Raw genomic sequence first — 18,777 nt, 5'->3', positions numbered from 1 at the left:
TAACGAGAGAACGATATGCTCGATTCCAAACTGTTACGCGGCCAACTTCAGGAAGTGGCGGACCGCCTCGCCTCCCGTGGCTTCAGCCTGGATGTCGCGCGCATCGAATCGCTGGAAGAGCGCCGCAAGGCGGTGCAGACCCGCACCGAGCAGCTGCAGGCCGAGCGTAACGCCCGCTCCAAATCCATCGGTCAGGCCAAGGCCAAGGGCGAGGACATCGCACCGCTGATGGCTGACGTCGAGCGCATGGCCAATGAACTGGCCGCAGGCAAGGTCGAGCTCGATGGCATCCAGGCCGAACTGGATGGCATTGTCCTGACCATCCCCAACCTGCCGGACGCCAGTGTGCCGGTCGGTGCCAGCGAAGACGACAACGTCGAAGTGCGCCGTTGGGGGACCCCGAGGGCGTTCGATTTTCCAATCAAGGACCACGTCGCCCTGGGTGAAATCAGCGGTGGCCTGGACTTCGAGGCTGCTGCCAAGCTGTCGGGCGCCCGTTTTGCCGTGCTGCGCGGCCCGGTTGCCCGCCTGCACCGCGCCCTGGCGCAGTTCATGATCAACCTGCACACCGCTGAACACGGCTACGAAGAACACTACACCCCGTACCTGGTGCAGGCGCCAGCGTTGCAGGGCACCGGCCAGCTGCCGAAGTTCGAGGAAGACCTGTTCAAGATCACCCGTGAAGGCGAAGCCGACTTCTACCTGATCCCGACCGCTGAAGTGTCGCTGACCAACCTGGTAGCCGGCGAGATCATCGATGCCAAGCTGCTGCCGCTCAAGCTGGTCGCCCATACCCCGTGCTTCCGCAGTGAAGCCGGCGCTTCGGGCCGTGATACCCGTGGCATGATCCGCCAGCACCAATTCGACAAGGTTGAGATGGTCCAGGTGGTTGAGCCGTCCAAGTCCATGGAGGCGCTGGAAGGCCTCACCGCCAACGCCGAGCGCGTATTGCAGCTGCTGGAGCTGCCCTACCGCGTACTGGCCCTGTGCACCGGTGACATGGGCTTCGGCGCGGTGAAAACCTACGACCTCGAAGTATGGGTGCCGAGCCAGGACAAGTACCGCGAGATCAGTTCCTGCTCCAACTGCGGTGACTTCCAGGCGCGCCGCATGCAGGCCCGCTGGCGCAACCCGGAAACCGGCAAGCCAGAGCTGGTGCACACCCTCAACGGTTCGGGCCTGGCCGTAGGCCGTACCCTGGTCGCTGTGCTGGAAAACTACCAGCAGGCCGATGGCTCCATCCGCGTGCCGGAAGTGCTCAAGCCCTACATGGGCGGTGTCGAGGTCATCCGCTAAATGGATTACCTGCCGCTGTTCCACAAGCTGCAGGGCGGCCGTGTGCTGGTCGTCGGCGGCGGCGAGATCGCCTTGCGCAAGGCGCGCCTGCTGGCCGATGCCGGCGCCGCGCTGCGGGTGGTGGCGCCTGAGGTCGACGGCCAACTGGCTGCGCTGGCCCGTGAAGGTGGCGGTGAGGTCCTGGTGCGTGGCTATCAGGGGGCTGACCTGGTTGGCTGTCGCCTGGTGATTGCGGCCACCGACGATCCTGAGCTCAATGCTCAGGTGTCGGCGCAGGCGCAGGCGCTTTGCGTGCCGGTCAATGTGGTGGATGCGCCAGCGCTGTGCACGGTGATCTTCCCGGCCATTGTCGACCGTTCGCCGCTGGTGGTTGCGGTATCCAGCGGCGGTGACGCCCCTGTGCTGGCGCGCCTGATTCGCGCCAAGCTGGAAACCTGGATCCCGTCCACTTATGGCGAGCTGGCCGCCTTGGCAGCGCGCTTCCGGCACAAGGTCAAGTCGCTTTACCCGGATGTCAACCAGCGTCGCGGCTTCTGGGAAACCGTGTTCCAGGGCCCGATCGCCGAGCGTCAGTTGGCCGGGCAGGGTGCCGAGGCCGAGCGGCTGTTGCAGGCGATGGTCGATGGTGCCCCGGTGCAGCAGGGGGGGGAGGTGTATCTGGTAGGGGCGGGGCCGGGTGATCCGGACTTGCTCACCTTCCGCGCCTTGCGCCTGATGCAGCAGGCCGATGTGGTGCTGTATGACCGCCTGGTGGCACCGGCGATCATTGAGATGTGCCGCCGCGACGCCGAGCGTATCTACGTCGGTAAGCGTCGTGCCGAGCATGCCGTGCCGCAGGATCAGATCAACCGTCTGCTGGTCGACCTGGCCCGCGAGGGTAAGCGTGTGTTGCGCCTGAAGGGCGGTGACCCGTTCATTTTCGGCCGTGGGGGCGAAGAGATCGAAGAGCTTGCCGAGCATGGCATCCCGTTCCAGGTGGTGCCCGGTATTACCGCAGCCAGTGGTTGCTCTGCCTACGGCGGCATTCCGTTGACCCACCGTGACCATGCTCAGTCAGTGCGCTTCGTCACCGGCCACCTCAAGGACGGTACCAGCAACCTGCCTTGGAATGACCTGGTGGCGCCGAACCAGACCTTGGTGTTCTACATGGGCCTGGTAGGGTTGCCGACCATTTGCGCTGAGCTGATTCGCCATGGCCGTGCGTCGAGCACGCCGGCGGCGTTGGTGCAGCAGGGGACTACCCGCAATCAGCGGGTGTTCACTGGTACGTTGGCTGACCTGCCAGCATTGGTGGCCAAGCATGAAGTGCATGCGCCGACCCTGGTGATTGTCGGGGAAGTGGTCCAGTTGCGTGACAAGCTGGCCTGGTTCGAAGGTGCACAGCAGGACCAGTAAAAGCGGGGGCCGCTTTGCGGCCCATCGCCGGCAAGCCGGCTCCCACAAGATGGTGGTTTTCACCGAAGAAGTGGGCTGCAATCCAGTGACCTGGGCAGTCAGGGTTGGTCAACTTTTTGAAGGCCGGCGCCATACCTTGTGGTAGCAACTGTCCTGCTCAACTTCTAAAGCTGGCGCGATCCCTGTGGGAGCCGGCTTGCCGGCGATGGGCTGCAAAGCAGCCCTAACTCCCTCAGCCCCAAATCCCTTTGCCAGGCAACCGTTCCCGATCATGCGGCAAGTTGAAATCCTGCAGCGGGCCTTTGGGCACGATCCCGTTCGGATTGATGGTTTTGTGGCTCATGTAATAGTGCTTCTGGATGTGCTCCATGTTCACCGTCGGCGCCACACCCGGCCACTGGTACAGCTCACGCAGCCAGTTCGACAGGTTCGGGTAATCGCTCAACCGGCGCAGGTTGCACTTGAAGTGGCCGTGATACACCGCATCGAAGCGCACCAGCGTGGTAAACAGGCGCACATCGGCCTCAGTCAAATACTCGCCTGCCAGGTAACGTTGGCGATCCAGCAGTGCTTCCAGGTAGTCCAACTCGTTGAACACTTCGTCGAACGCAGCCTCGTAGGCTTCTTGCGTGGTGGCGAAGCCGGCACGGTAGACACCATTGTTCACGGCTGGGTAGATACGTGCGTTGAGCGCCTCGATGGTCGGGCGCAATGGCTGCGGATACAGGTCGAGGGTGTTGCCTGTCAGCTCATTGAACGCACTATTGAAGATACGGATGATCTCCGCCGACTCGTTGTTGACGATGCGCTTTTCCTTTTTATCCCACAGCACGGGCACGGTCACGCGGCCTGTGTAGTGCGGGTCGTCCTGGGTATAGCGCTGGTGCATGAATTCGAGGGCGTCAAGGTGATCGCCGGTGGAGCCCTGTTGCTGGTCGAAAGTCCAGCCGTTTTCCTGCATCAGCCAACTGACCACCGACACATCGATCAACGGCTCCAAGCCTTTGAGCGCCCGAACGATCAGGGTGCGGTGAGCCCATGGACAGGCCAGTGACACATAGAGGTGGTAGCGACCGGCTTCAGGGGCGGGCAGCGGATTGCGGCGTTGGGCGTTCTCGCGCTTGAAAGTGCCATCCTTGCCGTTTTCGTACCACTGGTCGTGCCAGCGGCCGTCGATCAATAGGCCCATGATGAGCTCCTCGGAACAAAGTTGTTTGTCGTTGGAGCCCAGTCTAGGGCAAAGCGTTCGAATAAATAGCGCAAAGACTGCGAAGAAATGATCTATTTATTCGATTGGTTCCGGGCGCTCCAATAGCTGCGTGCGGTCGCAAAGGCCTGCTCGCGGTCCTGCCCCAAGCCGCGCAACGCCAAGGCCATGGTCGCCACCACGGCCATTTCCCCATAGCTGTCCTGAGCCTCCCCGCGCCAAACCGCCAGCAGTTGTTCGGGCTGCAGGCTTGCAGGTTTTACATGGCGCCGCTCACTCAGCGCTGGCCACTCTTCGTCCCAGTTTTCACCTGCGCTAGTGCCGTACAGATGGCTGATCACATCCGGGTTAACTTCAATTTCGCCACCATCGCCCTTGATCACTACCGCGTGGTCACCCAGCAGCCGGCTGGCCTCACGGTGTACGGCCTGGTAGCCGGGGTGAAAGATGCTCTGCAGGCCACAGCGGGCGCTCAGCGGGTTGAGCACGCGCGCCAGCGAATGGATGGGGGAGCGCAGGCCAAGTATGTTGCGCAGGTCGATCATGCGCTGCAGTTGCGGGGCCCAATCGTGCAGCGGGAAAAACGCCAGCCTTTGCTGGTCCAGCGCCTGCTCCACGGCGGACCAATGGCGACAAAGCGGAATTTCCAGCAGGGCCAACAGCTGCTCGGTGTACATGCGCCCGGCGGTGTGGGCGCCACCACCATGCATCAGGATGCGCACGCCGTTGGCGGCCAGGCATTTGGCGGCCAGCAGGAACCAAGGTAGGTGGCGCTTCTTGCCGGCATAGCTGGGCCAGTCCAGATCGACAGCGATGCGTGGTGCATTCAGTTGCGCGCGCAGGGCCTCGGTGAAGCCCGCCAGCTCCTCCGCGCTCTCTTCCTTGTGCCGCAGCAGCATGAGGAAGGCGCCGAGCTGAGTGTCTTCAACCTTGCCTTCAAGCAGCAGGGCCATGGCGGCTCGGGCTTCCTCGCGGGTGAGGCTGCGAGCACCGCGTTTGCCTTTGCCAAGGATGCGCACGAATTCGGCGAACGGGTGTTCGGCCGGGGTTTGCAGGGTGAGCGGGCGAGCGTCTGTCATATGCAATTGGTCGGCTTGGGCAGGCCCGCCAGCTTGGCGGCAAGTTTGGCGGGGGTGCCGTTGAACAGGCGGTTGAGGTGCGGGCTGTTGCCCTTTTCAGGGCCCAGCTTCAACGCGGTGTACTTGATCAGTGGGCGCGTTGCCGGAGACAGCTGGAACTCCTCATAGAACTGGCGCAGCAGTTCGAGGACTTCCCAGTGGTCGTTGGTCAGGGCAATGCTTTCGCGCGCGGCCAGCGCTTCGGCGACGGCGTGGGACCAGTCTTGCAGGTCGACCAGAAAGCCGTCCTTGTCCAGGGCGATTGCCTGGTCGTCTACGGTCAGGGTGTTCATAGCCAGCTGTTGACCTTGTCATAGTGCAGTGACAGCGCGACGAACCCCTGATAGTCCACGGTGTTGGCCAACTCGCTGCGGATACCGCGCGCTTGCAGGTCCTCGTCGAGTGCAAAAAGGCGCTGCTCCAACGCTGCCGCCTGAAGCAGGCGCTGTGGTTCGCTGCCGTCACGCAGGGCATACACCGCATCGCCGCACAGCAGCAGGGCATCTTCGTCAGCAAGCAGGCGCAGGCAACTGCTCAAACGATCGTCGCCAAAAGGCGAGTGGGATATCACATGCAAAGTCGGCATCAGAGCGTCACCACTTGGTCGAAACGGGCAATCAGGGCCTTCAGGGCCGCGTCGTCCAGCACCTCAACGGGCAGGGCCAGGCTGTCGGCAGCAAGCCCGCGCAGGGCCAGGCTGTGCTGGCAGGCGAACAGCTCCTCTACACCAAACATCGGCAGTGCCTGCAGGTTGGCGGCGAGGTTCTTTTGTTGCACCGCCGCTGGTTGCTGGGCAGGGGCGAGCTGGAACACGCCGTCATCGAGGAACAGCATGCCCAGTGGCAGATCGAAAGCGCCGCCGGCCAGTGCGATGTCCAGCGCTTCGCGGGCAGACGGGCCGCTCCAGGGCGCCTGGCGGCTGATGATCAACAGGGATTTGGCCATTTCAATCGCCTCCAAAGCAGACAAGGCGGTCGGCGAGCTGTGCCGCTTCATGCAATTGACCCAGGCCGGAGAGCTCCCACGGCTTGGGCAGGTTCACCGCTTGGCGCTGGTAGCGGCTGGCTTCGGCCTCATCGAGCACGCCGCGGCGCAAGGCAGCGGCGATGCACACCACGGCGTCCAGCTGGTGCTGCTCGATAAAGGCGCGCCACTGGGCGGCGATATCCTGTTCGTCCTGGGGCGCGACCACGTTGGCCGAGGCGCTGTGCACACCGTCCTGATAGAAGAACAACCGGGCAATCTCATGCCCGCCGGCCAGCACCGCCTCGGCGTAGCGCAAAGCGCGCCGCGAGGAGGGTGCGTGGGCCGGGGAAAAAACCGCGATAGCGAATTTCATGGGCAACTCGTGCAAAGGAATGCGGCCATTCTAAAGCAAAAAGCCCGCGCGAGTAGGCGCGGGCTGGCTGGCCGGGGCAGGGCTGTCAGGCGTGTTCGTTGCGCTCTGGCAGGAACCAGTTCAGCACCAGGGCGCAGATACCACCGGTGGCAACGCCTGACTCCAGTACGTTGCGAATAGCCGCCGGCATGTGCGCCAGGAACTCCGGCACCTGGGCCACGCCCAGGCCCAGCGCCAACGACACGGCGATGATCAGCAGTGCACGGCGGTCCAGGCGCGTGCTGGCCAGAATATTGATGCCCGAAGCGGCCACGGCACCAAACATGACCATGGCCGCGCCGCCCAGCACAGGCTCAGGTACAGCCTGAATCACACCGGCAACACTCGGGAAAAGGCCCAATACCACCAGCATCACGGCAATCCAGATACCAATGTGGCGGCTGGCGATGCCGGTCAGCTGAATCACGCCGTTGTTCTGCGCGAAGATCGAGCTGGGGAAGGTATTGAACAGGCCCGCCAGCAGCGAGTTGGCGCCGTTGACCAGCACGCCGCCCTTGATGCGCTGCATCCACACCGCGCCTTCGACCGGTTGGCGTGAGACCTTGCTGGTTGCCGTAACGTCGCCGATGGCTTCCAGTGAGGTCACCAGGTAAATCACCAGCATCGGGATGAACAGCGCCCACGAGAAACCGAGGCCGAAGTGCAGCGGCGTCGGCACCTGGAACAGTGCAGCTTCATGCATGCCGGTGAAGTCCAGCCGGCCGAGGTAACCCGCCAGGGCGTAACCCACCGCCAGGGCGATGACGATCGCGCAGCTGCGCATCCACACCACCGGGAGGCGGTTGAGGATGACGATGATTGCCAGCACCACGCCCGACAGCAGCAGGTTTTCACCATTGGCGAAGGTGCCATTGGCCATGGCGCCAAAGCCGCCGCCCATGCTTATCAAGCCTACCTTTATGAGGGTCAGGCCGATCATCAACACCACGATGCCCGTCACCAGCGGCGTGATCAGGCGTTTGACGAAGGGCAGGATGCGCGACACGCCCATTTCGACGAACGAGCCGGCGATCACCACGCCGAAGATCGCTGCCATCACGCTTTCGACAGGGGTGCCCTGCTTGACCATCAGCGCCCCACCTGCAATCAGTGGGCCGACGAAGTTGAAGCTGGTGCCCTGTACGATCAGCAACCCCGCGCCGAACGGCCCAAACCGCTTGCACTGCACGAAGGTGGCGATACCCGAGATCACCAGCGACATCGACACGATCAGGTTGGTATCACGCGCCGAAACACCTAGCGCCTGGCAGATAAGCAGGCCTGGGGTCACGATCGGCACGATAATCGCCAGCAGGTGCTGCAGTGCCGCCAGCAGGCCGATCAGCAGCCGTGGCTTGTCCTCGAGGCCAAGCACCAATTCATTGGCAGGCGCATCCGCGCCCGGGCTGTGTTCGTGTGAGCTCATCGGTGAAGCTGCCCCGGAAGAAAAAAGGAGCGCATTCTACGGGGTGAAGGGGGATTGCGGTAGTGGCATGCACGATGGCGGCAAGATCGGCGAGTATGCCGCTAATAACCTGACTTTTGGGTCAGTTGGCGCGCCGAGAGCTGGCTTGAAGATAGAGGCCTGCACGAACACACAAAAAAGCCCGCCGAGGCGGGCTTTTTGAACGGGCTCTAGCAACCGCTATCAGTCGTCGCGGCCCATGATGCCGAACAGTTGCAGCAGGCTGACAAACAGGTTGTAGATCGATACATAGAGGCTGATGGTCGCCATAATGTAGTTACGCTCACCGCCATGGATGATCGCGCTGGTCTGGAACAGGATGCAGACCGACGAGAACAGCACGAAGCCAGCGCTGATCGCCAGTTGCAGGCCGCTGATCTGGAAGAAGAAGCTAGCCACTACGGCACCCAGCAGGACGAAGAAGCCGGCGGTGATGAAACCGCTGAGGAAGCTCATGTCCTTGCGCGAGATCAGCACATAGGCCGACAGGCCACCGAACACCAGGGCCGTCATGGCGAACGCCGAGCTGACCACCTCAGCGCCACCGGCCATACCCAGGTAACGGTTGAGGATTGGGCCGAGGATGAAGCCCATGAAGCCGGTGAGGGCGAAGGTGGACACCAGGCCCCACGCCGAATCACGCAGTTTGTTGGTAAGGAAGAACAGGCCGTAGAAGCCGATCAGCACAACGAAGATGTTCGGGTAGCCCACACGCATTTGCTGGGCGACGAAGGCCATGACACCGCTGAAGGCGAGGGTGAGTGCCAGCAGGCTGTAGGTGTTGCGCAGGACCTTGCTGACCTCGCGCTGCTCAACCTGTTGGCCGCTGTGTACGGCATAATCCTGTTCGCGCATGGCGACACTCCTTGGTAAACCTGTGGTTTTGGAACGTTCAGATGCTAGGAGTCTATCAGAGCTCCTGCAACCGGCGACATAGAGAGTTTGACAGCGTGTTTCATTACGGTATTATGGCGGCCGCAAACGAGCTGGAAGCGTGGCCGAGTGGTTTAAGGCAACGGTCTTGAAAGTGCGCCCATGCGCGCGTAACGAATGTGATATTGGCAGTATTGCTGAGTATCCACATTTCTCCTATATGTGTAAAGCACCTGACTAAGCGACCTCCCGAAAGAGAGGCGTGAAAGTAGCATGTCAGGAAAGGCCCTCTGAAAGCCAAGCGTTCTAACGGTCTATAGAGAGGGTCGAGCTAGGCTACATACGGCTAAAACTGATTGTTTGAACCCCAACCAACTTGGCAGACCTGCGCCACCTAGGACACGAACGCTTACGTCCCAGGGACAACGATACGAGGTTTGGTTTTCAAGAGCCCCGTAAGGAGATCGTTGTAAGTACCCCACAGAGTGCGGGATAAGGTGTAAAGGGAGCCTAAGTGTAGAGACACCATTCGTTGCGGGAACTTGGGGATCACCTAAGGGAAGTAATTCCTAAGAGGCGTAAGCCTCGCGGTGACGGAGTGCTCGTAGTACCCAAACGCCCATGGTAATGCGTGGGACAGGGGGAAGGGGCACAGCTTGACATTCACTAATTGACAGGGAAATGTTCGGATGAACACTAACGGTCTCAAGAGATTAGTGAAACTGCGGGAGTTAAACGCAAGCCAAGTGTGGGTCAATCAAGACCTGTACCGACTGATGTACGCGGAAGATCTGTATATAACCGCCTACGAACGAATCAAGAGTAGCCCCGGCAACATGACCCTCGACGCCGAGGGGAAGACCATCGACGGTTTCTCCCGGACTACCATCCGGAACATAATCGACGAAATGCGTGACGAAAGCTTCACATTCACGCGGTCACGGAGAGTTCAGATACCAAAGCCTAACGGCGGTAAAAGACCTCTGTCCATCCCATCTGCCCGAGACAAGATCGTCCAGGAGGTCATGCGAATGATCTTCGAAACGATCTACGACGGGGACAATCCTACTTTTAAGGAGTGCAGTCACGGTTTTCGCAGAGGCAGAGACACCCATGGATGCCTCAAAGAGGTTCAGAAATGGAGCGCGACAGCGTGGTTCATCGAAGGTGACATCAAGGCATGCTTTGACGAAATCCCACATGACAAACTGATTGCGGTACTTAAGAAACGCATCACCGACTCCAGATTCATTGATTTGGTCTGGAAAGCCCTGAAAGCGGGTTACCTTGAGTTCAACACTCCCAAGAATTCCATCGCGGGAACACCTCAAGGAAGCGTAGTAAGCCCGATCTTGGCAAACATCTTCCTCCACGAGCTGGATACCTTCGTTGAAGGCATAGCGGAGAAGGAGACCAAGGGCGATTTCAGGCGACGAAACCCGGTCTACACCAGGTATTCAAAGGTGATCAAACGCGCTCGGCGCGGTCTGAAGGTGTCGCAGGAAGAACACGAAGAAGCGAGACGTAATTGGAGGAAAATCCCATCGGTAATGGTGTGCGACCCAAGTTTCATCAGGGTTCGCTACGTGCGGTACGCCGATGACTGGTTGATAGGAATCGACGGGCCCAAAAGCCTAGCCATCGATATCCGAGATAGGATCCAGGAACACCTACGGGTGAACCTCGGTCTGACCTTGAGTGTCGAGAAAACAAAGATCGGGAACGCCAGGTCGGAGCCAGCCTTCTTCCTAGGCACCTACATCCAAGTTGGGCGAAGCATTAACGCAGAAGCAAAGCAGTCCAAGATCAACGTCACGGGTAAACGGCAATTCCAACGCCGCGCATCCTTGATGGGGATCATATTCAGACTGCCTACACAGCTGGTGATTCAAAAGCTACATGCCAACGACTTCTGCGACGGGATGGGTAACCCCACCCCTAAAAGAGCCTGGTCTATCCTGGAGCCTAGAGACGTCGTCACCAGGTTTAACCACCTGCTGAACGGTTACAACAACTACTACTCCTTCGTCCATAACAGACAAGGACTGGCACGGTTACAATTCATACTGCAAAAGTCGGCGATCCTGACTCTCGCACAGAAATTCCGCGTCAGACAACCCGAAATCTATCGACGATTCGGGCCAAAACTGGAAGTTATTACACCGGGTAAAGACGGAAACTTCGACTCCGTATCCCTTAACCTGATAAAGGTATGGGGGGCGAGCCAACGGTTCTCCAGCGGAGGAAACGTCAAAGACATCGCCCGAACCCAGCTAAGACTGCGTAGCAGGACGAAGCTGGAAGGGGAAGTCTGCTGCGTATGCGGGAATATAGGGGACGTCGTCATGCATCACGTGCGACACGTCCGCAAGGGTACAAGCAAAGGCTTTGCTAAGATTCTATCTGCAATAAACAGGAAGCAGATCCCAGTTTGTCCCAAATGCCACACCGATATCCACGCGGGGAGGTACGACGGGATGAAGCTAGCAGACCTGGCGGAACCTAAAATCGCCGCCAGATAAGCGAAGGGTGGGAACGGTAGACAGTGAGGTGTTTTCAAGCCGCCTTCACTCCCTCTGAAAGTGCATGCCGCCGTAGGCTACGGTGACCTCTGCACTCCCTCAAAACGCCGGATCCCTGTCTGAAAACGCCGGATTCATGCAAATCCCCAGTTTGCATGAGAAAAGTGTTGTAAGTATCTGAGCAACCTGTATAATTGCTCGTATACGGAAGAGTGGCTGAGTGGCCGATAGCGACGGTCTTGAAAACCGTTGAGTGTAACAGCTCCGTGAGTTCGAATCTCACCTCTTCCGCCACTATTTGATTGATGTGGTGATCTGGGAAAACAACCCAGATGATGTACCTGCGGGTCAGGTGGAGAGCCGTGTGCTCTGAAAGGTGCACGCACGGTTCGGAGGGGGGCTTCTGATATCCTGTGGAGACACAGGACTCGGTCGTCCTACCCTACACCGTCGATGGGCAACTATCCTAGAGTTCGAATCTCTACGCTTCCGCCATATTCAAAGCCCTGATTATTCAGGGCTTTTTGCGTATTTAGGGCATAGAAAAACTACCCATGGGAACACCCTTGGGAATGGTTTCATTTGTCAGCGCTGACAATACTTTCCTACTTGGTGGGTTTCGCTAAGGCTCCAACTCGGCGATAAACACGCTCTGTAATGTCGCCCTTGGTGTGGCCCAGCAGCAGGCTGGCGTGGTCGACATCGACGATTTCGGATGCAGCTTTCGGGCGGATGTCACGGAACTGGAACTGGCTAATACGGCCAGCCAGCACCTGATCGCCTGCCGCTACCGCGTCTTTCACTGCTTGCTCCCGGGCATCGTCCCAGCGATGGCGGAGCATGGCGGCCTTAACACGTTTTCCCGACTCGGTCAGCAGGAGATACGGCGAGCCGTGCGGCGCGTTCCGCTCTAGTATCTTCCGGATCAAGGCGCCCAGGCCGCTTTCGACCCCGTCCACCTCAAGCATGATCCTCAGCTTCTTGTGGGTCTTTTTCTGCTTCACGCCGAGGGCCTTATCCTCAGTGTCATCCCTTCTCATCACCAGCACGTCCGCCGGGCGCTGGCCCGTCAAATACGCTAGATCCATGGCGTCCTTCAACTCACCCACCACCTTGCGTAAACCGCGCTCCAAATTGTATCGTTCGCATATGAAGTCCCTGGGCACTTCCTTGTTTTTGCGCACGCCCTGGCATGGGTTCTCCTTGGTGGTGAGGTCTCATTCCCGCGCCATGTTCAAGCAGCTGATGCCGGAGCCCATACCGGTGATCCAGCACGTGACGCCGCGCTCAACGTCGTCGTAGCGGGATAGGCCGCTCGGAATGAACCGCTCTAGCACGATTGGATCTGCGCTGGCGCCGGTGGCCAGTAGCAGCACGCAGAGCGCGAGGCGGGTCATCGCGTTACCACTCGACGATCCCACCAGCAAACCGGGCCGTCGTCGGTGTTGTGGATGGCCAGGCAGAACCAGCCATCACCTTCAGGCTTGCCCGGCTCGCAGTGCCCGCAGTGCGGCTCATCGGACTGGAAGTAGCGATCTGCGATCTCTTCCGGTGCATCTGTTTCCAGGTGGACCAAGACGAGCTGCAGGCCCTGCTGCGCGATCCATGCCTTGCACTTCTCGCCGTCGCCGTCGCCGTCGCCGTCGCCTTCGTCGAAGTCGGGCAGCTCTGGGTGTTCGTACATTCCGTATTCGTCACGCACGACCGGCGCCGACTGGATCAACTCGATTTCTTCAGGCATAGCGATTCCTTGGCCGCTCATGCGACCGGCTTGTGCTTAAATGGGCGAGTGTTGAAATGGATCTTCTAGCGAGGGATAACGCTTATGTTTGCTGTCGGAATTGCGCTTGTTGCTGTTGGCCTGGGCACATCGAATCCCGGCCTCTGGATACCGGGCGCCGCGTTCATAGCCGCCGGGGTTGTGAAGCGAGCACGCAGCTGACCCCTTGGCCGCCATATCGCGGCAGTGATATAGAGGGGAGAGGGATTACAGCTGGGTTGAGTACATTTGTACCCCAAGGCGGTCTAGCCTTGTGCGCGCATGACGGCCGCCATGTCGCCCATCTGCTCAACGATGAAGCGTTCTTCGGCCTCTGCAGCTGCGATGATCTTTGTTTTGTGTTTTTGGCAGAGCAGGCAATCGACTTCGGCCCAGTCGCCTGATAGCTCAGAGGACTCCCCTAGCCAGGTACCGCAGGACGCTTGCTCAACGTCTTCCAAGTCGGTGAACGGTACGAAGTGCGTCTTCATTCCTTCGCCTCCGCGTCTGCGCTGGCAGACAGGAAGATTTCGAGGTGGCGTCGCACGCGCAGTACGTGATCGCTATCCGAGAAGCCGCCGGTTGCAACTTCGAGGAAGTCGCGCAGCAGCGCATCCCGCTCGGCCAGCTTGTCGTTCAGCTGCTCAATCGCCGAGAGGTGCTTGATCCCGTGGCTTCGCGAGTAGAACCGATCGAGCTTGGCACTCAGGTCGTCGCGCTCCACCCGCAGCCGCTCAACCTCAGTGGCACCGGTCATCGGGCTCAGCCCAACAATCTGCAGCCCAGTCTCCGCCGCATCCCTCTCTGCCTCTTCTTTGGTCCACCAGAACGCTGCGATCAAGCTTCCGACAGCAAGGTTCGGCGTCGGTGGATACTACTCAGAATTTTGTAATCACGAATGCGGTCGTTGGAGAGATGACCGGCATCAACCAGACCGCGAATGTAGCCTTCGGCTTTGCCCTGGGCTTCGCGGAGTTCACCTTCAGATGCGCTGCAGCGAATGTCATCAACGATCAGTCGCCAGCGCTGACTCTGGCGAGCACCAATCGGGTTGTCGGAGAAGTCGGGAGCAGTGAGAAGAATTTCGTAGTAGCCAGCAACAGGTGGATTGCTCAATTGCAGCGTTCCTCAAATTGAATCTGCTGCAAGGCTAGCCTGCGCACATCTAATCGCTTATTGCTGGTCAGCCCATAGGAAGGCACCTCGTGTGTAAGCTTCCGAGAGCATCACAGCATAGGAGGTAAACATGGTTATATGGCGAGCGCCGCTTTCCACATCCAAGGTTGTCGAGGTCTCGCCATCAGCCATGCCCAGCACGGTCGCCAAGGCGATGCAGATCGACTTCGATTTGGAGTTTACGGCGTACCTGTCTTCGGTTGAGTAGCCGATGTTGCCCAGCGCCCGGGGGTGCTGATTAGGAACAGGCGATCAAGGATAACATGCAGTCGATGCATTGAAACTCCCAGGGGAAAGGATGTCCTGAGCAGGATGGCTTACGGGGTTTGTCAGATGTTACTACCCAGCCGGCAATGACCAGGTCGGTAGCGGCACACGGCGCCAGGAAGTAGGTACGGGCGTCGATGCGATCATCAGCAAAGTTGCGGCTCTCCCTAAACAACGTCTCACCCATGTAGTTGAAGCAATAGCACCTTCATCGCTCAGAGCAGCCTCTGCTCAGTTCTCCGAATCAGTTGCCATCCTGTACCTACGCCTTCATCTTATCTTCATGATTTTAATGACTTTTTACTTTAATGCCGACTCGGTAACCAACACAAAAATCTGCAAAGAATACCGGGTGGTCAAAAATACCGCCCGGTTGGTTGACTTTGTTTTTGAATGCTGTCATTTTGAGTCCCATCGCGACGACAGGGACTGCCGAAACTACTTAGCGAGCACTCGAACCGCCTTGACTGAACAAACCTCTCCCGCCGTTGGTGGGACAGTTCAGTGCGGATTTAAGTGGGGTAGAACCGAGGATGTCTGCACTCAGCTTGTTCAAGGCGACCGTGTGCGTTGCCTGCCAGCGATTAGTAGAGTTGATCTGTATAACGTCGAACTCTAGGGTTTTCTGCTAAATGGCCATCAGGTAGAGGCGGGAAAATTTAGAGTGGGGTAATTAGAAACTGTTGAAGAATGGCCGCCTCATGAGGCCTGCCAGTTATTTCACGTTGGACGGATCCATAGAGTAAGCAGTTTTCGCAAGTGGAGGCTTGCGGTCTAAGCAGATTTTTAAGGTTTGATTCAAACTCAATAACAACAATTTTACCAAATCGATCTTTGGAAACTGTCTCGCTCAAAAACTCTCTCACCTCAACCAGTGGATCAAACTGTGAAAATAACTAAAAAATACTTTGCTCCTGCTCTATTTTTTGCACCTTGGACTTTTGCGAACGCGATCGACCTGGGCCATGACCTTACCCTGAGCGTCAACGTGGGGGCCTTCAGCAACTATTGGAGCAGGGGGGTGTCGCAAACTCAAAACGACCCAGCCTTGCAGGGGAGTCTAACGCTTTCACACTCCAGTGGTGCATACCTCGGCGTGTGGTCATCGAACGTTGACTTTGGTTATGGTAGCAAAACCCGTCAAGAGCTTGACTACTATGTAGGCTACTATTTCGAGCCTATGGAGAATGTCTCCTGGGATATTGCCTATTACAAATATGAGTACCCGAGGCAGTCCAGTCTAAATTACTCAGAATACTACACTAAGTTGACGGCGTATGGCTTCAATGTGGGGGGCTGGTATTCGGATGATCTCTACGGTGATCAAAGCTATCTCTACAGTTTTGTCGGGTACACTGCGAATCTACCGTTCGAATCGACTCTTGATCTCACTTATGGGAAGGTTGATTACAAAGATAACTACTTCTTCAGTAAGAGTGGGGGGGAGCGCGACAGCTATAATGCGTGGATTGCTAAACTCAGCAAAAGCGTCCTGGGTATCAAGTGGTCAGTCGCTTACGCAGACAGCAGTCTTTCGAAATCGGAATGTGCCAGTTTCAACGGATTTGATGATGTCTGCTCCAGTACTGTGATCTTCGGCGCTGAAAAAACCTTCTGACAGAGTGCTCTAGCCTCCCCCAGGTGACCCTGGTAGCGCACTAGCAGGGTCACGCCACTCTTCAATCTCTATCGGGCCCACGACCAGCATCTTTCTCCAGCGGGAAAGAGACTGAGGCGGGTTGCAACCACTTCTTGGGGGCAGATACCCGTGTCTTTCTTTATGGCATTCGAGGCAGAGAATTTTCCTTTCAAAGCCGGCGGCGGCTCTGCCAAGCAACCCCGTACATCATGATCCCATTCGCAGGGCTGCGTTGGATACTGAGGCAGAGTGCTGAACTGGCTTCGGCCTGAGCCTACAGCCCTGCTGTACTCAAGGGTGCCCGTGGGCCGAGCATCAACTGAGGGAGGCTCGCATCCAATGTGAAGTCAGGGAGCCTTGCGTGCGGGTGGATTCAAGGGCCAGCGGCCTGGCTATCGGCATGGGCTTGATATGACTGCGGAAGTGGCTATGGCAGTGAGCAGTTCGGTTTCACAAAGGGTTGCCTGGTTCTAGAGGTCTCCGTCCCCAGGCGCATTGCCGCCCTGGATAGGGCGGCAGGTTTAATTTAGACGTGAAACTGTTCAGCCAGTGCATGCTGCTTATCGGCCAGGGTGTTGAGGTGCTCACTGAGCGTCGCGGAGCTGCTCGCTTTCTCGTTGAGTTCCTGAGTAACCAAGCGGATATTGCTGATGTTGCAGTTGATGTCCTCTGCGACTGCGCTTTGTTCCTCAGCTGCAGTGGCAATTTGATGAGTCATGTCCTGGATTTTCGACACTGCCTGGGTGATGTCGTTGAACGACACGACCGTTTCGTCCATTCGCTGCGAGCTGGCTGTAGCTCGCTGTTGGCTGTCTTGGATGGCACTGGTAACCGTCAAAGCACCGGCCTGCAGTTGCTCGATAACAAGCCGGATCTGCTCCACCGAGTCTTGGGTTCTCATAGCCAGGCTTCTGACCTCGTCCGCTACAACTGCAAAACCTCGACCACTTTCCCCGGCGCGTGCAGCTTCGATGGCGGCGTTGAGTGCGAGCAGATTGGTTTGCTGAGCAATCCCACGGATCACGTCCAATACATCGCCGATCTGCTCGCTGCTGTCGGAAAGCTGCCTGGCGTCCTTCATGGATGACGTAAGGCAACCCGTTAGGTCAATGATTCCCTGGTTAGTCCGCTCCAGCATGGCATGACCTGTCTGCGCAGATCGCTCAGCATCTTGCGCTGCCTGGGCAACCATTGCGGCGTTGCTGGCCACCTCATGTGCCGTGCTGGTCATCTCGTTGGATGCTGCGGCGACCTGGTCAATATCTCGGAACTGAGCCTGCATCCCTTCACTGGTATCCTGAGAAATGCTGAAAGACTGATTCGCGGTCTGGCGAGTTTCGACGATGCTCGAGCGGATCGTTTTGATCATGGGCTGGAGTTTGTCCAGGAACATATTGAACCAGACCACGACCTCGCCCAGCTCATCTTTCTTGGTGTAGGTCAGGCGCTTCGTAAGGTCACCTTCGCCCGATGCAATGTCGCGCAGCATGGTGGACACCATGCGTATGGGGGTGGTGATTCGAGTTGCGGTCAGCCACATCAACAGTCCACCAATGAGGGTGGCAATGCCGGCGACTACCAAGGTCTTGATGAGCGATTCGGCTTGGAGTTGCTCATGGAGGTCGTGGAGCTTCTGGACTTCCGCCTGCGCCACTGATTTCGGTAGCTCAAGGACAATCCACCAGGGGGCGATGTTGTCGCCGACGTTGACTGGGGAGATCACTTTCACCGACTGAGCATCTTCAACATACGCAGACGTGTTCACGCCTTTGTTGCCACCCAGCTGCTTGATCTCGGGTAAGCCCAAGCTTTGATAGGGCTGGCCCAACTTTGCAGGGGAGAGCGTGTAGGCTGCAACAATACCCGAGCTGGTGATGAGCGAAATGTCACCGGCGCCGTTGTACAGCTTTTCCTTCGCAGACATGGCCAGCTTTTGCAGGTCTGTGAGTGCCACATCAACCCCTACCGCGCCTATCACCATGCCGCCGCTGCGGACAGGGTATGCCAGTGTTGTCATCAGGATGTCCTGGCCGGCCAATGTTGCAGTGAACGGAGGTGCCAGGCACGGGGCGTTTGTAGTCAGTGGGCACTTGTAGAAGTAGTTGAATGGCAGGCCGCTCTCACCCTTCCTCTCATCCACCAACATCTGCTCATCGGTGGGTGCGTTCGAAACTGTTCCCGTGGTGCGATTCCAGTAGCTGGCGAAACGGCCTTTGTTGTTCGAGCTGTACGGAAGCGAATTGACGAAGTCTTTGTCGTCACCCAGCTGGTTGGACTCCATGATCCCCCATACGCCGAGCAAATCGTTATCACCCACGAACGTTGCTTTCACCGCTTGGTCGGCTTGAAAGCGAGAGGCATTGGCCGCGATGCCATAAGAATTGAAAACAGTTTGAATACCTGAAAACTGGATCGCGAGCTGAGCAAGCGAGGTGTATTGCTCTCCGAAAATGCGTTCAATTTGAGCTGCCTGGCCGGCTGCCGCGCTCTCAAGCTGGCCTTTGATCGCCCGCTCAATCGCCGCATTGCTCGCTGCACTGGTCAACGCGCCGGTTGACTCATTTTGCTGGATGTTAATTGCACTGATCGCTGTGATTAGTCCGACCATGCTGATCAAGCTCAGCGCGGTAATGGTGGTTCGAATGGAGGCGTTCCCCAGCATCATGAATCCTCAGGCGAGCG

At 58.2% G+C, this 18,777-nt stretch carries 17 protein-coding genes, 1 tRNA gene and 3 pseudogenes; 5 read left to right on the top strand and 16 right to left on the bottom strand.

The annotated features are described in order from the left end of the window. The first annotated feature begins 15 nt into the window (after window positions 1-15). Together serS and cysG are read left to right on the top strand one after the other, a co-directional pair. Window positions 16-1,296 carry a serine--tRNA ligase gene (gene serS / locus ABRP30_RS18655; protein ID WP_267817204.1) on the top strand — a complete coding sequence of 427 codons (1,281 nt, stop codon included), beginning with the start codon at window positions 16-18 and terminating at the stop codon, window positions 1,294-1,296. Next, window positions 1,297-2,691 carry a siroheme synthase CysG gene (gene cysG / locus ABRP30_RS18650; protein WP_241805419.1) on the top strand — a complete coding sequence of 465 codons (1,395 nt, stop codon included), beginning with the start codon at window positions 1,297-1,299 and terminating at the stop codon, window positions 2,689-2,691. It abuts the gene before it with no gap. 232 nt (window positions 2,692-2,923) lie between these two features. Here cysG and ABRP30_RS18645 read toward each other — a convergent pair whose 3' ends face one another. The 8 genes from ABRP30_RS18645 to ABRP30_RS18610 all read right to left on the bottom strand — a co-directional run bounded on the left by ABRP30_RS18645 (window position 2,924) and on the right by ABRP30_RS18610 (window position 8,714). Then, window positions 2,924-3,880, bottom strand: coding sequence for a glutathione S-transferase family protein (locus ABRP30_RS18645; protein WP_241805418.1), 957 nt, complete (start codon window positions 3,878-3,880; stop codon window positions 2,924-2,926). Window positions 3,881-3,972: 92 nt separating this feature from the next. After that, window positions 3,973-4,977 (bottom strand): glycosyl transferase family protein, encoded by a 1,005-nt coding sequence (locus tag ABRP30_RS18640; RefSeq protein WP_241805417.1) that lies wholly within the window; start codon window positions 4,975-4,977, stop codon window positions 3,973-3,975. Continuing rightward, window positions 4,974-5,309: a TusE/DsrC/DsvC family sulfur relay protein gene (locus ABRP30_RS18635; protein WP_241805416.1), complete on the bottom strand. Its 336-nt coding sequence runs from the start codon at window positions 5,307-5,309 to the stop codon at window positions 4,974-4,976. Before ABRP30_RS18635 ends, ABRP30_RS18640 begins: the two co-directional genes overlap by 4 nt. Then, complete coding sequence (gene tusB, locus ABRP30_RS18630; protein WP_267817198.1) at window positions 5,306-5,602, bottom strand: sulfurtransferase complex subunit TusB; 297 nt, start codon at window positions 5,600-5,602, stop codon at window positions 5,306-5,308. The genes ABRP30_RS18635 and tusB overlap by 4 nt, the downstream gene beginning before the upstream one ends. Beyond that, window positions 5,602-5,961, bottom strand: a complete 360-nt coding sequence (tusC, locus tag ABRP30_RS18625; RefSeq protein WP_241805414.1) for a sulfurtransferase complex subunit TusC — start codon at window positions 5,959-5,961, stop codon at window positions 5,602-5,604. Before tusC ends, tusB begins: the two co-directional genes overlap by 1 nt. 1 nt (window position 5,962) lies before the next feature. After that, window positions 5,963-6,355 (bottom strand): sulfurtransferase complex subunit TusD, encoded by a 393-nt coding sequence (gene tusD, locus ABRP30_RS18620; RefSeq protein ID WP_241805413.1) that lies wholly within the window; start codon window positions 6,353-6,355, stop codon window positions 5,963-5,965. Window positions 6,356-6,440: 85 nt separating this feature from the next. Beyond that, window positions 6,441-7,820, bottom strand: coding sequence for a nucleobase:cation symporter-2 family protein (locus tag ABRP30_RS18615; RefSeq protein WP_267817193.1), 1,380 nt, complete (start codon window positions 7,818-7,820; stop codon window positions 6,441-6,443). 222 nt (window positions 7,821-8,042) lie between these two features. Then, window positions 8,043-8,714, bottom strand: coding sequence for a Bax inhibitor-1/YccA family protein (locus ABRP30_RS18610; RefSeq protein ID WP_241805411.1), 672 nt, complete (start codon window positions 8,712-8,714; stop codon window positions 8,043-8,045). A gap of 707 nt (window positions 8,715-9,421) precedes the next feature. On the opposite strand from ABRP30_RS18610, the gene ABRP30_RS18605 reads away from it, so the two are divergent. Continuing rightward, window positions 9,422-11,254 (top strand): reverse transcriptase domain-containing protein, encoded by a 1,833-nt coding sequence (locus ABRP30_RS18605; RefSeq protein ID WP_349975150.1) that lies wholly within the window; start codon window positions 9,422-9,424, stop codon window positions 11,252-11,254. Window positions 11,255-11,460: 206 nt separating this feature from the next. Then, window positions 11,461-11,548: transfer RNA gene (locus ABRP30_RS18600), tRNA-Ser, on the top strand. Window positions 11,549-11,859: 311 nt separating this feature from the next. On the opposite strand, the pseudogene ABRP30_RS18595 reads toward ABRP30_RS18600, so the two are convergent. The 6 genes and pseudogenes from ABRP30_RS18595 to ABRP30_RS18570 form a co-directional block, all read right to left on the bottom strand. Further along, window positions 11,860-12,468: pseudogene (locus ABRP30_RS18595) on the bottom strand (tyrosine-type recombinase/integrase); the annotation flags it as partial. 3 nt (window positions 12,469-12,471) lie between these two features. Beyond that, window positions 12,472-12,651, bottom strand: a complete 180-nt coding sequence (locus ABRP30_RS18590; RefSeq protein WP_349975178.1) for a hypothetical protein — start codon at window positions 12,649-12,651, stop codon at window positions 12,472-12,474. Next, window positions 12,648-12,995 (bottom strand): hypothetical protein, encoded by a 348-nt coding sequence (locus tag ABRP30_RS18585; protein WP_349975148.1) that lies wholly within the window; start codon window positions 12,993-12,995, stop codon window positions 12,648-12,650. Before ABRP30_RS18585 ends, ABRP30_RS18590 begins: the two co-directional genes overlap by 4 nt. Before the next feature lie 284 nt (window positions 12,996-13,279). After that, window positions 13,280-13,504 carry a hypothetical protein gene (locus ABRP30_RS18580; RefSeq protein ID WP_349975147.1) on the bottom strand — a complete coding sequence of 75 codons (225 nt, stop codon included), beginning with the start codon at window positions 13,502-13,504 and terminating at the stop codon, window positions 13,280-13,282. After that, a complete protein-coding gene (locus ABRP30_RS18575) occupies window positions 13,501-13,854 on the bottom strand; it encodes a hypothetical protein (protein WP_349975146.1) in 354 nt (117 codons plus the stop codon). Before ABRP30_RS18575 ends, ABRP30_RS18580 begins: the two co-directional genes overlap by 4 nt. Beyond that, the gene (locus ABRP30_RS18570; protein WP_349975145.1) at window positions 13,851-14,129 is read right to left on the bottom strand and encodes a hypothetical protein; all 279 of its coding nucleotides are present in this window, start codon (window positions 14,127-14,129) and stop codon (window positions 13,851-13,853) included. The genes ABRP30_RS18575 and ABRP30_RS18570 overlap by 4 nt, the downstream gene beginning before the upstream one ends. A 1,213-nt stretch (window positions 14,130-15,342) precedes the next feature. Here ABRP30_RS18570 and ABRP30_RS18565 point away from each other — a divergent pair. Further along, window positions 15,343-16,074, top strand: coding sequence for a TorF family putative porin (locus tag ABRP30_RS18565; protein ID WP_349975144.1), 732 nt, complete (start codon window positions 15,343-15,345; stop codon window positions 16,072-16,074). Window positions 16,075-16,621: 547 nt separating this feature from the next. On the opposite strand, the pseudogene ABRP30_RS18560 reads toward ABRP30_RS18565, so the two are convergent. Together ABRP30_RS18560 and ABRP30_RS18555 are read right to left on the bottom strand one after the other, a co-directional pair. Further along, window positions 16,622-17,134, bottom strand: a pseudogene (locus ABRP30_RS18560) (methyl-accepting chemotaxis protein); the annotation flags it as partial. Between the two features lie 393 nt (window positions 17,135-17,527). After that, window positions 17,528-18,376 (bottom strand): annotated as a pseudogene (locus ABRP30_RS18555) (chemotaxis protein); the annotation flags it as partial. Between the last annotated feature and the right edge of the window lie 401 nt (window positions 18,377-18,777).

The organism is Pseudomonas sp. WHRI 8519 (assembly GCF_040224055.2).
GTDB lineage: Bacteria > Pseudomonadota > Gammaproteobacteria > Pseudomonadales > Pseudomonadaceae > Aquipseudomonas > Aquipseudomonas putida_X.
Note: the sequence above shows the minus strand (reverse complement) of the source record. Positions and strands in the feature narration are given on the sequence as shown.